Origin of the sequence: Streptomyces sp. NPDC004539 (assembly GCF_040610055.1) — a bacterium.
Taxonomy (GTDB): Bacteria; Actinomycetota; Actinomycetes; order Streptomycetales; family Streptomycetaceae; genus Streptomyces.
This window is the reverse complement of record NZ_JBEXLS010000030.1, coordinates 119,633-132,854: the sequence shown is the minus strand read 5'-3', so window position 1 is coordinate 132,854 and position 13,222 is coordinate 119,633. Positions and strand designations below refer to the sequence as shown.

The 13,222-nt window shown below is 71.0% G+C and carries 13 protein-coding genes; 9 read left to right on the top strand and 4 right to left on the bottom strand.

The genetic code is table 11. The features are described from left to right. On the top strand, positions 1–258 hold a 258-nt coding region (locus ABZX85_RS42060), incomplete at its 5' end, for a hypothetical protein (RefSeq protein ID WP_355881689.1). A gap of 283 nt (positions 259–541) precedes the next feature. On the opposite strand, the gene ABZX85_RS42055 is transcribed toward ABZX85_RS42060, so the two are convergent. Then, positions 542–1,120, bottom strand: coding sequence for a MarR family transcriptional regulator (locus ABZX85_RS42055; RefSeq protein WP_355881686.1), 579 nt, complete (start codon positions 1,118–1,120; stop codon positions 542–544). A gap of 166 nt (positions 1,121–1,286) precedes the next feature. Here ABZX85_RS42055 and ABZX85_RS42050 point away from each other — a divergent pair, with 166 nt between their 5' ends. Then, positions 1,287–2,540 carry an MFS transporter gene (locus tag ABZX85_RS42050; RefSeq protein WP_355881705.1) on the top strand — a complete coding sequence of 418 codons (1,254 nt, stop codon included), beginning with the start codon at positions 1,287–1,289 and terminating at the stop codon, positions 2,538–2,540. A 70-nt stretch (positions 2,541–2,610) separates the two neighbouring features. Here ABZX85_RS42050 and ABZX85_RS42045 read toward each other — a convergent pair whose 3' ends face one another. Together ABZX85_RS42045 and ABZX85_RS42040 are read right to left on the bottom strand one after the other, a co-directional pair. Continuing rightward, complete coding sequence (locus ABZX85_RS42045) at positions 2,611–4,263, bottom strand: SpoIIE family protein phosphatase (protein ID WP_355881683.1); 1,653 nt, start codon at positions 4,261–4,263, stop codon at positions 2,611–2,613. 230 nt (positions 4,264–4,493) lie between these two features. Continuing rightward, on the bottom strand, positions 4,494–5,900 hold the full coding sequence (locus ABZX85_RS42040) for an NAD(P)/FAD-dependent oxidoreductase (protein ID WP_355881680.1): 1,407 nt from the start codon (positions 5,898–5,900) through the stop codon (positions 4,494–4,496). Positions 5,901–6,342: 442 nt separating this feature from the next. Between ABZX85_RS42040 and ABZX85_RS42035 the strand changes: the two genes are divergently transcribed. The 5 genes from ABZX85_RS42035 to ABZX85_RS42015 all read left to right on the top strand — a co-directional run bounded on the left by ABZX85_RS42035 (position 6,343) and on the right by ABZX85_RS42015 (position 11,221). Beyond that, positions 6,343–7,086, top strand: a complete 744-nt coding sequence (locus ABZX85_RS42035; protein WP_355881677.1) for a helix-turn-helix domain-containing protein — start codon at positions 6,343–6,345, stop codon at positions 7,084–7,086. 256 nt (positions 7,087–7,342) lie between these two features. Continuing rightward, the gene (locus ABZX85_RS42030) at positions 7,343–9,172 is read left to right on the top strand and encodes a sigma-70 family RNA polymerase sigma factor (RefSeq protein ID WP_355881674.1); all 1,830 of its coding nucleotides are present in this window, start codon (positions 7,343–7,345) and stop codon (positions 9,170–9,172) included. Between the two features lie 208 nt (positions 9,173–9,380). After that, positions 9,381–10,028: a hypothetical protein gene (locus ABZX85_RS42025; RefSeq protein WP_355881671.1), complete on the top strand. Its 648-nt coding sequence runs from the start codon at positions 9,381–9,383 to the stop codon at positions 10,026–10,028. Then, positions 10,025–10,543, top strand: a complete 519-nt coding sequence (locus ABZX85_RS42020; RefSeq protein WP_355881668.1) for a hypothetical protein — start codon at positions 10,025–10,027, stop codon at positions 10,541–10,543. Before ABZX85_RS42025 ends, ABZX85_RS42020 begins: the two co-directional genes overlap by 4 nt. 99 nt (positions 10,544–10,642) lie before the next feature. Further along, positions 10,643–11,221, top strand: a complete 579-nt coding sequence (locus ABZX85_RS42015; protein WP_355881666.1) for a hypothetical protein — start codon at positions 10,643–10,645, stop codon at positions 11,219–11,221. Between the two features lie 49 nt (positions 11,222–11,270). Here the strand turns inward: ABZX85_RS42015 and ABZX85_RS42010 are convergent, their stop codons facing one another. Beyond that, complete coding sequence (locus ABZX85_RS42010; protein ID WP_355881663.1) at positions 11,271–11,570, bottom strand: hypothetical protein; 300 nt, start codon at positions 11,568–11,570, stop codon at positions 11,271–11,273. A 747-nt stretch (positions 11,571–12,317) separates the two neighbouring features. Here ABZX85_RS42010 and ABZX85_RS42005 point away from each other — a divergent pair. Together ABZX85_RS42005 and ABZX85_RS42000 are read left to right on the top strand one after the other, a co-directional pair. Further along, entirely contained in the window at positions 12,318–12,539 is a 222-nt protein-coding gene (locus ABZX85_RS42005; protein ID WP_355881660.1) for a hypothetical protein, read from the top strand. Positions 12,540–12,826: 287 nt separating this feature from the next. Beyond that, positions 12,827–13,183, top strand: a complete 357-nt coding sequence (locus tag ABZX85_RS42000; protein ID WP_355881657.1) for a hypothetical protein — start codon at positions 12,827–12,829, stop codon at positions 13,181–13,183. Positions 13,184–13,222: the final 39 nt, after the last annotated feature.

Here is a 13,222-nt window from a genome sequence, read left to right as displayed (position 1 = left end):
ACAGCCGGGGACGGGGTATCAACTAATCTGGCGTTGATTTTTGGCACGCTGTTGAGTTCTCAAGGAACGGACGCTTCCTTCGTACTCACCCTCTCAGGCTTTCCTCCGGGCAGTTTCCCTTCGGTCTTGCGTTTCCGACTCTATCAGATCTTTTTCCGATCCGATTTCCTCGGTGCTTTCCGGTTCTCGCTCTCCGCTTTCGCTTCGGGCGTTTCCCTTTCGGCGTTTCCGACTCTATCAGATCCTTTCGGCGTCTGATTCCCAGTCAGTGGGGGTTGTCTTCCCGGCTGTTGGGCCGTTCCGACGTCTCAAACCTTAGCGGATCTGCTCGGCGATTCCCAATCGGGGGCCGAGTCCCGAATCGAATTGAATTCGAGCATGCGGACATGCCGAATTCGCTCCGTCAGGAGTGATCGTGCGGATGGTGTGAGTGCCGCTCACGCGGCGGGAGTGCTACCGGAGAACCGTTACGGCTCCGTGGCAACTCGAAGAACCTTACGGATCGCCCAGACCCCTGTCAAGGCACTCCTGTCAAGATCTTTTACTCAAGATCGCTGAGACGGCCCCCGGCATCCGGCTGAGCGTGCTCCACCCGGCGTAGCAGCCTGGTCAGCACGTCACCGAGCGACGTGCGCTCGTCCGGGGAGAGGTCCTGGAGGAGGTCCTCCTCGAAGACGGAGGCGAGGCGCATGGCCTCCAGCCACATCTCGCGGCCCTCGGGAGTCAGCTCGACGATGACGCGGACCCGGTTGGACTCGTCCCGCTCCCGGGTCACGTACCCCTCGGTGACCATGCGGTCGATCCGGTGGGTCATCGCGGCCGGCGTGAGGCCGAGGCGTTTGGCGAGGTCTCCGGGGCCGAGCCGGTAGGGGGCGCCGGCGAGGACGAGGGCCTTGAGGACCTCCCAGTCGGCGTTGGAGATGCCGAGCCCGGCGGTCTGGCGGCTGTAGGCGACGTTCATCCGGCGGTTGAGCCGGGACAGGGCCGAGACGATCTGCTCGACCTGGGGGTCGAGGTCACGGAACTCGCGCTGGTAGGCGGCGATCTGCTCGTCGAGCGTCGGCTCGCCGGCGATGCCAGGGGTGCCGGGGGTTCCGGGGATACCGGGGGTGTCGCCCATGGCGGTCAGTATCGCATGGGGCGCTTGGCGTTCAAGTTCTTCGAGGTGTACAGTTTAGCTCGAAATTTTATCTTCGAAGTCTTTGTTCCTAAGTGCTGGAACACCGCAACAACGATGCGGCGACTACCTGAGAGAGGTGAACGTGACCAGGGAGAAGGGCGCGGCGATGCGCCGGATTCACGTGGGCAACGCACTCAGCGCGTTCGGGCTCGGCTTCACCGTCCCCTACCTGTACGTCTACGTGGCGCAGGTGCGAGGGCTCGGTGCGATGACGGCGGGGCTGGTGCTCGCCGTGTTCGCCGTGGCCGCGCTGATCGTGCTGCCGTTCGCCGGGCGGGCGATCGTCCGGCGCGGCCCGCTGCCGGTGCTGCTCGTCGCCCTGGTCACCGCCGCGCTGGGCGCCCTCTCCCTCGGTCTCGCCGCGAACGCCGGCGCCGTACTCGCCGCCGCCTCGCTGCTCGGGGCCGGGCAGGCCGTGATGCAGCCGGCGCTGGCGACGATGATCGTGGACTGCTCGACGACGGAGACGCGGGCGCGGGCGTTCGCCACGCAGTTCTTCCTCCAGAACCTCGGGCTCGGGGTCGGCGGGCTGATCGGCGGGCATCTGGTCGACGTGTCGAAGGCGTCGTCCTTCGTGCTGCTGTTCTCGATCGAGGCGGCGATGTTCCTGCTGCTGGCGGTCGTGATGACGACGGTCAGGGTGCCGCACGCCCCGCGGGTGGCCGACGCGCCGAAGTCCGCGAAGGCGAGCTGGCGGGACATGCTGGGCAACCGCGCGATGGTGCACCTGCTGATCCTCGGGTTCGTCCTCTTCTTCGCCTGCTACGGCCAGTTCGAGTCGGGGCTGAGCGCGTACGGCGTGGAGGCGGCCGGGATCTCGCCGTCGACGCTGGGTACGGCGCTCGCGGCGAACACGGCGATGATCGTCGTCGCCCAGTTCGCGATCCTGCGTTTCGTGGAGCGCCGGCGGCGGTCGCGGATCATCGCGGCCGTGGGGCTGATCTGGGCCGTCGCCTGGGTGGTGGCCGGCTACGCGGGGCTCGGGCACGCGAGCCCGGAGATCGCGACGGCCGCGTTCGTGTCGACGTACGCGCTGTTCGGGCTGGGCGAGTCGATGCTGGCGCCGACGGTGGCGCCGTTGGTCGCGGATCTGGCGCCGAGCGGGCTGGCCGGGCAGTACAACTCGGCGTTCGCCCTGGTGAAGCAGCTCGCGCTGGCGCTGGGTCCGGCGATCGGCGGGCCGATGGGGGCCTCGCTGCACGCGCCGTACATCGTGACGTTCCTGCTGTTCTCGCTGGGCATCACCTGGCTCGCGCTGCGGCTGGGGCGGCAGCTCACCGTCGTCCAGGACCAGCCGTGGTCGGCGCGGAACCGGGTGGTCGCGCGGGGTGGGGCCGCGGTGGAGTCGGTCAACGCCTGAAGCCAGTGTCCGGGGAGTCCGGGGGTCGTCGTGCGCATACGACGGCCCCCTTCTCTCGTCCCCCTCGCCTCTACGGCAGCGCGAACTCGCACCACACCGCCTTGCCGCCCCCCGGCGTCCGCCGCGCCCCCCAGCTCGTGGCGATCGTCGCGATGATCGCGATGCCCCGCCCCGACTCGTCGGCGGCGTCCGCCTGGCGGCGGCGGGGGAGGTGGTCGTCGCCGTCGGTGACCTCGATGATCAGGCGGCGGTCGGTGCGGCGCAGGCGCAGGCGCATGGGCGGGGTGCCGTGCTGGAGGGAGTTGGCGACGAGTTCGCTGGCCGCGAGGACTCCGTGGTCGTGGAGATCGGGCGGGAAGCGCCAGCTCGTGAGGACGCCGGAGGCGAACGCGCGGGCCCGGGGGGCCGCTTCGACGCCGCCGAGGAGTTCGAGCGCGGCGTTGCGGAAGAGTTCGCGTTCGGGGCCGGTGCGGCTGGGGTGCTGGAGGACGAGGACGGCGACGTCGTCGTCGTGGTCCGCGGTCACCCCCGCCGAGCGGACCAGGCGGTCGCACACCACCTGGGGTGTGCCGGTCGCGCCGGAGAGGGCGTGTTCCAGGGCCTCGATGCCCTCGTCGAGGTCGGCGTCGCGGCGTTCGACCAGGCCGTCCGTGTAGAGGACGGCGGTGGAGCCGGGGCCGAGGGGGATGGAGGTGGAGGCGTGCATCAGGCCGCCGGTGCCGAGCGGAGGGCCGGTGGGTTCGGGGGCGCGGGTGACGGTCCCCGACTCGTCGCGTACGAGGATCGGGAGGTGGCCGGCGGAGGCGTAGACGAGGCGGCCCTCGTTGGGGTCGTGGACGGCGTAGACGCAGGTGGCGATCTGGTTGGCGTCGATCTCGGCGGCGAGGCCGTCGAGGAGCTGGAGGATCTCGTGCGGCGGGAGGTCCATGCGGGCGTAGGCCCGGACCGCCGTGCGGAGCTGGCCCATGACGGCCGCCGCGCGCACGCCCCGGCCCATGACGTCGCCGATGACGAGGGCGGTCCGGCCGCCGCCGAGGGTGATGACGTCGTACCAGTCGCCGCCGACGGCCGCTTCGGTGCCGCCGGGGTGGTAGACGGCGGCGATGCGCAGGTCGTCGGGTTGTTCGAGCTCCTGGGGGAGGAGGGAGCGCTGGAGGGTGACGGCGGTCTCGCGCTGGCGGCGTTCGCTGGCGCGCAGGCGCTCGGCGGCCTCGGCGTGGTCGGTGACGTCGACGGCGAAGATCAGGACGGCGTCCTTCTCGCCGCCGTCGCCCTCGGCGACCGGCGTGCAGGTGAACGTGTAGGAGCGGCCGTCGGGTGCCTTGCGGGACTTGAGGGTGCGCGGCCGGCCGCTGCGCAGGGCCTGGTCGAGGAGGGGGAGCAGGCCGAGTTCGGAGAGTTCGGGGAGGGTCTCGGCGGCGGGTTCGCCGGGCGGGCGGGGGCCGAAGGCGGTGGTGTAGGCGTCGTTGACGTAGGCGAGGCGGTGGTCGGGGCCGTGGACGAGGGCGACCAGGGCGGGGACGCGGTCGAGGACCTCACGGGCGGGGAGGGCGTCGACGGCCTGGGGGGCCGGGGTGTCGTCCGGGTCGGTGAGGTGTTCGGCGCGGGCCGCGGGGACGGAGCCCTCGCCTCGCCGGTCGGGGGTGGCGTGCGGGTGTTCGGCCCGCGCGGCGGCGCGGCGCTGCGTTCCGGGGAGCCGGGCGCTCCAGCGCGTGAAGTTCACGAATCCTTGCCTCGTGTCGTGGTGGTCGGCCGGCTCCGGGGCGGCCGTACGGCGGGGACACGCCGTGTGCCGCCTTGGTCGGGGGTACTCGGGGGGGCGGACGTCGGGGTGCGGAAGTCGGTAGGAGGGCGGTAAGAGGGTCGTCGGAATGCAGTCTGGCAGTGCGGGCGCCGGGCCTGGTATTCGTTCGACGCCGGGGCGTTCGGCGGAGTTCCTGGATCGGGTGAGGACTACTCCTTCGGGTTGTCCTCGTCCCTGGGGGAACCGGGATTCCCGGGCGGGCCGGTCCTTTCATCGGAAGACTTTCCCCCTGCGGCCAGTTCGAACTCCGCGCGCGGATGTTCGAGGGAACCGAGGGAGACGATCTCTCTCTTGAAGAGCCCGGAGAGGGTCCATTCGGCGAGGACGCGGGCCTTGCGGTTGAAGGTGGGGACGCGGCTGAGGTGGTAGGCGCGGTGCATGAACCACGCGGGGTACCCCTTGAGCTTGCGTCCGTAGACCTGGGCGACGCCCTTGTGGAGGCCCAGCGAGGCGACCGAACCGGCGTACGTGTGCGCGTACGGCTGGAGCGGCTGTCCGCGCAGGGAGCGCGCGATGTTGTCGCCGAGGACCTTGGCCTGGCGTACGGCGTGCTGGGCGTTGGGCGCGGTGTGGGTGCCGGGGGGCGCGGTGATGTCGGGGACGGCGGCGGCGTCTCCGGCGGCCCAGGCGTGCGGGGCGCCCTCGACGGTCAGTTCCGGGGTGCAGCGCAGGCGGCCTCGGCCGGTGCGGGGGAGGTCGGTCGCGGCGAGCAGGGGGTGGGGTTTGACGCCGGCGGTCCAGACGATCGTCCGCGTGGGGAAGCGGGAGCCGTCGCTGAGGACGGCGGTGCGGTGGAGGCAGGACTCCAGGCGGGTGTTCAGGCGGAGGTCGATGTTGCGGCGGCGGAGTTCGCTGGCCGTGTAGCGGCCGAGGTCGGGGCCGACCTCGGGGAGGATGCGGTCGGACGCCTCGACGAGAATCCACTTCATGTCGTCCGGGGTGACGTTGTGGTAGTAGCGGGAGGCGTAGCGGGCCATGTCCTCCAGTTCGCCGAGGGCCTCGACGCCCGCGTAGCCGCCGCCGACGAAGACGAAGGTGAGGGCGGCGTCGCGGACGGCGGGGTCGCGGGTGGAGGAGGCGATGTCCATCTGCTCGATGACGTGGTTGCGCAGGCCGATGGCCTCCTCGACGGTCCGGAAGCCGATCGCGTGCTCGGCGAGGCCGGGGATCGGGAGGGTGCGGGAGACCGAGCCGGGCGCCAGGACCAGTTCGTCGTACGCCAGTTGACGTGGTCCGGTGCCCTCTTCCGCCGTGGCGAGGGTGGTCACGGTCGCGGTGCGGGTGGTGTGGGTGATCGTGGTGACCTCGCCGACGACGACGTGGCAGTGCGGCAGGACGCGGCGCAGGGGGACGACGACGTGCCGGGGGGAGATGGAGCCGGCCGCGGCCTCGGGGAGGAAGGGCTGGTACGTCATGTACGGGTCGGGGGTGACGACCGTGATCTCGGCCTCCCCGCGCTTCAGTTCATGCCTCAACTTCCGCTGGAGTCGCAGTGCCGTGTACATCCCGACGTAGCCGCCGCCGACAACGAGAATGCGCGCACGTTCCTTCACCACCCCATGACGCACCCGACACGGGAGTTTGTCCACAGTCCCGGCGCGCAGCGGGGCGCCCGCCCCGGTGTGGACGGGGCTCGCGGGGCCCGCGGCGCGTGGGCCAGGCGCGCAGGTCAGGCCAGGTGCGCCGGGGCGTGCGGGGGTGTGCGACCGGGACGCACACCCCGTGTACTCCGATCGGGCGGCGTACCGTGCGGAACGTGCCTCTTCTGAATTGACCGCCCCTCAACTATGTTCGTGTGTCGACGGGGTGTAGGGCTGCCTGTCCGCTGTGTGTCCGTCGGGGACGGGGACATGACGGGCGGACCGGCCCGAAGGGGGAAGTGTGCCGCCGGACCCGCGACACGCGGGGGTGGACGCGCTGCCCCCGGTTGTACGCGCCCCGGCATTCAATGGCGGGGAAAGTCTCCGGGGGGAGACGACATTTACCGGGGGATCATTGATGCACATTCAGGACTCGCAATGGTCTACGGCGCACGCTCTCGCGGGCGGCGCCATGATGAGCGCGACGGGGAACGGCCGCGGGGAGTCCTCGCGGACGACGCCGTTGCGCGTGGACGCACAGCGCAATCTCGAACACGTCCTGCGGGCTGCCCGCGAGGTGTTCGGGGAGCTCGGTTACGGGGCTCCGATGGAGGACGTCGCGCGCCGCGCCCGCGTGGGGGTGGGCACGGTCTACCGGCGCTTCCCCAGCAAGGACGTGCTGGTGCGGCGGATAGCCGAGGAGGAGACGGCACGGCTCACGGATCAGGCGCGGGCCGCGCTCGGGCAGGAGGACGAGCCGTGGTCGGCGCTGTCCCGGTTCCTGCGGACGTCCGTCGCGTCCGGGGCGGGGCGGTTGCTGCCGCCGCAGGTGCTGCGGGTCGGGGTCGCCGAGGAAGAGGCGCGGGTGCCGCAGCAGCGGTCCCAGCCGGGTGGGGGTGAGCTGCGGCTGGTGCCCGAGGAGGTGCCGCTGTCGCCGCTGGACGATCCCGGGGTGGCCGCGCTGCTCGACGTCGTCGGGCAGTTGGTCGACCGGGCCCGGGCGGCGGGGGAGTTGCGGGCGGACGTGTCGGTGTCCGACGTGCTGCTCGTGATCGCCACCGCGGCGCCGTCTCTGCCGGACGCGGTGCAGCAGGCGGCGGCTTCGGCGCGGTTGCTGGACATCCTCCTGGAGGGGTTGAGGTCTCGGCCGAGTTCGCTGTGAGATCGGGTGCGGCTGCGTCGTGGCTGGTCGCGCAGTTCCCCGCGCCCCTGGGGGGGAAGGCTGCTTCGCGCCTTCCCCCCCCAGGGGCGCGTTACCCGAAAAGGTGAACCTCGCCCCGCCCCGGCCTAGTACAAGGGAACGGGCACCGGCCACGGACGAGTGGAAGGCCGGTACGAGGGGGGTCGGGGTTCATGAGGCTGTGGCACTCTGAGCCGGTGTTCGGGACTGGACGGACTGGCGGCGGGGGCTTTCCGCGATGAGTGTTGACGGGCGGGACGAGTCACGGGGTGAGGGCGAGGCGCTGACGTCGCCGCAGGTGCCCAGCCAGCGGGACCGGCGGGACGACGGTGTCCTGCCGCCGCTCCGGGAGCTGCCCCCGGCCGACGCCGAGCTGATCGGGTCGATGCGGGCGGGGGACGACTCCGCGTACGAGGAGCTGTACCGCCGGCACTCCGACGCCGTACGCCGTTACGCGCGCACCTGTTGCCGGGACGGGCACACCGCGGACGACCTGACCGCCGAGGTGTTCGCGCGGATGCTCCAGGCGGTGCGGGGCGGTTCCGGGCCCGAGTACGCCGTACGCGCCTATCTGCTGACGTCGGTGCGGCGGGTGGCGGCGCAGTGGACGCAGTCGGCGAAGCGGGAGCAGCTCGTCGACGACTTCGCGGTGTTCGCGGCGCAGGCGGCGGGACGGGCGTCGGAGGTCGGGGACGACGACACTCTCGAACTCGGCGCGGACGTGCGGGCGATGCACGTGGCCGAGCAGTCGATGGCGATGCAGGCGTTCCGGTCGCTGCCCGAGCGGTGGCAGGCGGTGCTGTGGCACACCGAGGTCGAGGACGAGTCGCCGAGCGAGGTCGCGACGCTGTTCGGGCTGGACGCGAACGGGACGCGCGTGCTGGCGTCGCGGGCGCGGGAGGGGTTGAAGCAGGCGTATCTCCAGGCGCACGTGTCGGCGACGCTGACCTCGGACGAGGAGTGCAGCCAGTACGCGGACCAGCTCGGGACGTATGCCCGTAAGCGGTTGCGGACGCGGGCCGAGCGGGGGTTGCGCAAGCATCTGGAGGAGTGCGCGAAGTGCCGGCTGGCGGCGCTCCAGATCGAGGAAGTGGCGAGCGGGATTCCGGCGGTCGTGCCGGTGGCGGTCATCGGGTGGTTCGGGGCGGCCGGGTACGCGAAGGCCGCGGCGCTCATCGCGGGGGGTGTGGGGGCGGGGGCCGCCGGGGTCGGGGGTGTCGCCGCCGCCTCGAACGGAAGTGCTGGGGGTGCTGCCGCCTCGGAGGGGCTCGGGGCGCCGGTGAAGGCCGGGATCGCGGCGGGCGTGGTGGCGGTGGCCGCGGCTGCGGTCGCGCTGGCGCTCGTGGGGAACGACGGGCCGGCGAAGACGCCGGCCGTCGCGCCGCCGCCGTCGTCTGCGCCCGTGGTGCGGGAGGAGGTGCCGGCGCCCACGCCGTCGCCGTCGCCGTCGCCTCCGAAGAAGGCGTCCGCGCCCGCGGTGGTCGCGCCGGTCGTGAAGCCGACGCCGACGCCGAGTGCGGTGAAGCCGGTTCCGGCTCCGGTTCGGCCGAGCCCGAAGCCGAGCCCGACGCCCACGCCGACTCCCACCCCTACCCCCACGCCCACACCCACCCCGACGCCCACTCCCCCGCCCGCTCCGGCGGTCTACCCCCTCAACAAGCTCACCTACGACACGAACGGCGACGGCACCGGCCCCGAGATCCGCCTCTACGACAGCAGTTGGGTCTGGCAGCGCGACAACCTCGCCATCGCCGGGCAGCCCTACAGCGGGGTCACCGTCCGCGCGGGTTCCTCCGTCACCGTCGACCTCAACCGGACCTGCACCTCGTACGACGCCCTCGTCGGCGTCGACGACCTCACCCTGCGCCTCGGCCAGGTCCACTTCGCCGTCTACGCCGACGGGGTACGCCTCTGGCGGTCGGGCCTCGTCAAGGGCGGCGACCCCGCCGTCCCCGTCCACGTCGACCTCACCGGCCGCAAGACGGTCCGACTGGTCGTGGAGCCGTACACGTCCTTCGACGAACTGGCGCTGGTGGACTGGGCGGAGTCTCGGTTCAGGTGTTCGTGAGGGGTCGGTACTCGGCGCCCTCCGGGGCCTTCGCGGCCGAAGTCTGAGGTATCCCTGAGGTTCATCCGGTCCGCCGTGCCCAACAATCACAGGCAGGCGGAGACGGCGTGGACATGCCATCCGGGGAGGCGTCGTCAAGGCGCTGTGATGGTGTGCGCCCGTCCTGCCGCCTGTGAGCAAGCGACCAGCTTCATCGAAACGGGGACCCATGAGATACACGTTGACGCGCACCGCACTTCCGCTCGTGACCGCGGCGACGGTGCTGTTGGCGGCGTCCGGCGCCGGTGCCGCCGAGTCGGGCGACGAGCCCGTACCGGCCGCCGGTACGACGATCGTCCTGAACGACGGGACTGTCGTCGGTGTCGACGACGAGACCGATCTCGCGTTCGCGGGTGACGCGCCGGAGCCGCACGACTTCCGGGGTCCCGTCTGCCCCGAGGTGAACCAGCCGCCCACGTACACGGTGAAGGGGAAGCCGTACTTCCTGGCGGACAAGAGCAAGCCGCAGTCGACGTGGCTCCTGCCCGACCAGTCGGTGACGTGGGAGGTGTCGGGCTCCCACACCTTCACCCTCGACGTCACCCTCGGAGCCGAGGCGGAGGGCAAGTTCGTCGTGTCGAAGGCCAAGGCGAAGATCGACGTCAAAATCGGCAACTCGTGGACGTGGACGGGGTCTCAGAAGGTCACCGACTCGAACAACACCAAGAAGGGGTACCGGGCCGTTCTCGGGCAGGTGGGCTGGAAGCTCACTTCGGTGAAGACCTGGTACGCACCGCCCTGCACCAAGAAGACGACGATCATCGTCGTGAACGCCCCGCGCAAGGGTGACATGTCGATCGGGCGGCAGAAGTCGTGACCCGGGCAGTGCTGCGGCGGCACACGGGGCTGCTGTGCCTCGTGACCGCCGTGGCGCTCACCGGCGCCTGCGACTCCGGGGAAACGGCGAAGTCGCCGTCCACCAGCCCCTCCTCGGCGAGTCGGCCCACGGCCCGCCAGGACGCCGTGATCACGTACGGCGAGCCCGCCAAGGAGATTCTCGACCGGGCGTTCGTCGGCCGGGAGGAGATCAGCAGCGGGTACGGGCGCCTGGGGAAGCGGTTCGGCGACACGGCCCCCGCGGCTCCGGCGAACGTACTGAGCGCGGCCTTCGCCTTCACCTGCACAGGGGGCGGAAAGGTCACCCTCGGCCTCACGGTCGCGGGCAAGGACGTTCCGATGACGACACGTACCGTCACCTGCGACAAGTCCATCTTCCAGCAGAGCGTGGAGATTCCCGAGCCCGGCACCATGGGCTTCGAGGCTGACGCGACGGGCTCGGGGGACGGGGTGTTCGCCTACAGCTACTACGTGGAGAGCAAGCAGCTGCCCTAGGCACCGGCTCTCCGGGGGCGGTGTCTGGAGCGGGGGGGGTGACCCGGCCGACCGATAAGCGGTGGCCCCCCTCCGGGCTTCGGGCTCAAAATTCTCCGCGTGACAGAGGCGACCGAAGAACAGGTTCCCGACGGGCCGCTGGGGTGGTGCCTCGTCGCCAACGTGGCGCGGGAGACCCCGCACGGCGAGAGCGGGCTCGACATCCAGCACGGGACGAAGCATTTCCGCGCGGGCACGCTGCTGTGGCTGCCGCCCCACCGCTGGGACCCCGGGCACTGGCGTCGGCACGCGGTGGGACGGCACCGGGGGAACGGGCGGCGGTACGTCAGCATGGTCGTCCGTGTCGAGCATCTGGAGAACTTCCGGGTGAAGGGGGTCTACAGCGAGGCCCTCGTCCGCGGCATCAACGGCTGGGACCACGACCCCGCCGCCCCCCGGACCCTCCAGCGACCGTGGGTCCGCGAGGACGCGCAGTGGCTGGCAGACGCGTTGAACGAACCCCGGGAGCCGGTCTTCGTCGAGGGCCGCCAGTACGCCCTCCCGCGCGTGTCCGTCCCGAACCCTCCGCCTGCCGAGCTTCAACTCGACGGGGAGACACTGCACTTGGCGCGGTACGGGACTCGGGGGGCGTACTACAGCAGGTCGGCTCCGCCGGTGGAGCGGGTTCCCGAGGGGTGAGGTGCGGGGTGGAACTCCGCCGGAATGTCAGCGGGTGCGGCGCTCGGAGTCAGCGGGTGTACCGGGCCACGGTGTACGCCACGGGGCCGGTCAGCTCCGGTCCCGTCCCGTCCGTCATGTCCAGCAGCTCGAATCCGGCCGCCATGGCGTACCGCTCCACCTCGCGCGGGAACAGGGCGCGACGCCGGATCTCGTCCTCGGCCCGCTCACCGGACGCGAAGACCCAGGTCCGGCGCATGGTGTTGATCTGTGTCCGCAGGTCCCACTCGTACCGGACGGTGACGGTCGCGGGGCCCTCCGGGGTGTCCAGGGTGTACGTGGTCGGCTCGGGCGGCGTGATCGGCCACACCGGGGGACGTCACGGCGTCCGCCGCCCGTCCGAGACGGACCGTACGTATGTCTCCCACCCGGAGGTCCAGCCCCGGACATACACGGCGGGCGTACTCCACCGTGCCGGGCTGGAGGTCCACCCCCACACACGCGTAGCTCCCTGCGAGGACCTCGACGTCCCGGCATGTGCGCGCACCGTCCGCGTCCGTCTGCACGGCGTCGTAGAGCGCGGGGTGCCGGTAGAAGACGTTCGCGGCTTCCATCAGCCCGGCCTCCGTATCGAGGGCGATCATGCGAGTGTCCGCAATCCGGCTTCCATGACTCCGAGGAAGTTCTCCGGTTCGGTCGGTGCGGCGACCGAACCGGGCAACCCGGCGCGACGCAGACGCTGACGGAACATGGCCTTGCCCCGTTTGTGTTCGTGCGGGAGTTGTTCCATGAACCGCACGATCCGGGGTTGTGCATCCCGAATGCCATCAGCGTGGGAATCGGCAGGACAGGCACGGGTGCCAGTGCCTCGGACGGCCGTACGTGAGTGGTGCGCGTTGATCTCGTCCCCACCGCTTCCGGTGAAAATGACCTCGCAGCGGCGCTCCGCCGCCCGGTCTCGTACGACATCGAACGCCTCCTGACAGAACGCCCCGGCAGGGTCGTGCGGTCGGCGGACGGCCCGCACTCCACCGGGCCCGAACGGCGGATGACTCAGCGCAGGAACGACTGTGTCCCGAAAGCCACAGAGTCGCACCAGCGCTGTACGTCTCTCTCGTTGCCGGGCACCGACGCGCGCGACGACCTCCGCCGTCAGCTCAACCGGTGGCGCGCCGGCGGTGAACTCATCGACAACGCCGAGCTGTTGCTCACCGAGCGGGAGTTGCGGATCGAGGTCTCCGACTCGGGTGACGGGCAGCCGGAGTTGAGGTGTGCCGGGGAGGGGGTCGGGAAGGTGGTGTGGGTGGTGCTCAACTTGGCGCCTCCGAAGGCCAGTTGAGGAACCTCTTTACCCTGGCGCTCGCGACCGTCTGGGTGGCCGTCGTCGCCCTCGTCTGCCTGACTGCCGTCGTACGGCGCTGAGTTGTAGCTCTCAGGTACTAGCTCTCAGGTACTACGGGTTAAGTCATCCCTGAGGATGAACTTCCGGAATTCTCTTCTCCAGTTGTGTGTCTTGCCCTACGGTCTGTGATCAACACACGACCCACAACGCAAAAGCGCCCCGCAGGATCGCGGCAACGATCCGACGGGGCTGAGCCGAAGCAGCTTGTAAGGAGCTGATCGACCTTGCGCGATTTTATCGTGCGCGCCCTTTCGTGCGCCCTCCGCGTCCTCATGCCCCGCCGCCGCCCCGGCCGTCACAGCGCCGTACACCTCGCGGCGACGGCCCCCGCGACCCCCGCCATCCCGGAAAGCCCCTGGTCACGGCCGTGGACCAGCCCCTCCAAAGCCGAGGCCGCCGAGATCTTCCGGCGTCAGGCCGAGGCGGAGGAGGCGCGGCGCCTGCGCGAACACCACCTCCAGCGGGAACGCCGTCACGCCGCCGCGCTCGCGTCGATGGGGGTGGACTATCCGTACACGTACGAGGGGGCGCCGTTCACGCAGTTCCCGGGGTACGGGGGCAGCTGGTCCCGGACGGCCTGACGCCATCCGCGGACGACGCCGGACCTCCAATTGACAAGA

What these genes read in the sequence shown, in the direction of transcription:
- ABZX85_RS42025 (WP_355881671.1), top strand. Translation starts at nt 9,381, where the DNA reads ATGAGATACACGTTGACGCGCACCGCACTTCCGCTCGTGACCGCGGCG.
- ABZX85_RS42050 (WP_355881705.1), top strand. Translation starts at nt 1,287, where the DNA reads ATGCGCCGGATTCACGTGGGCAACGCACTCAGCGCGTTCGGGCTCGGC.
- ABZX85_RS42030 (WP_355881674.1), top strand. Translation starts at nt 7,343, where the DNA reads ATGAGTGTTGACGGGCGGGACGAGTCACGGGGTGAGGGCGAGGCGCTG.
- ABZX85_RS42055 (WP_355881686.1), bottom strand. Translation starts at nt 1,120, where the DNA reads ATGGGCGACACCCCCGGTATCCCCGGAACCCCCGGCACCCCTGGCATC.
- ABZX85_RS42035 (WP_355881677.1), top strand. Translation starts at nt 6,343, where the DNA reads ATGCACATTCAGGACTCGCAATGGTCTACGGCGCACGCTCTCGCGGGC.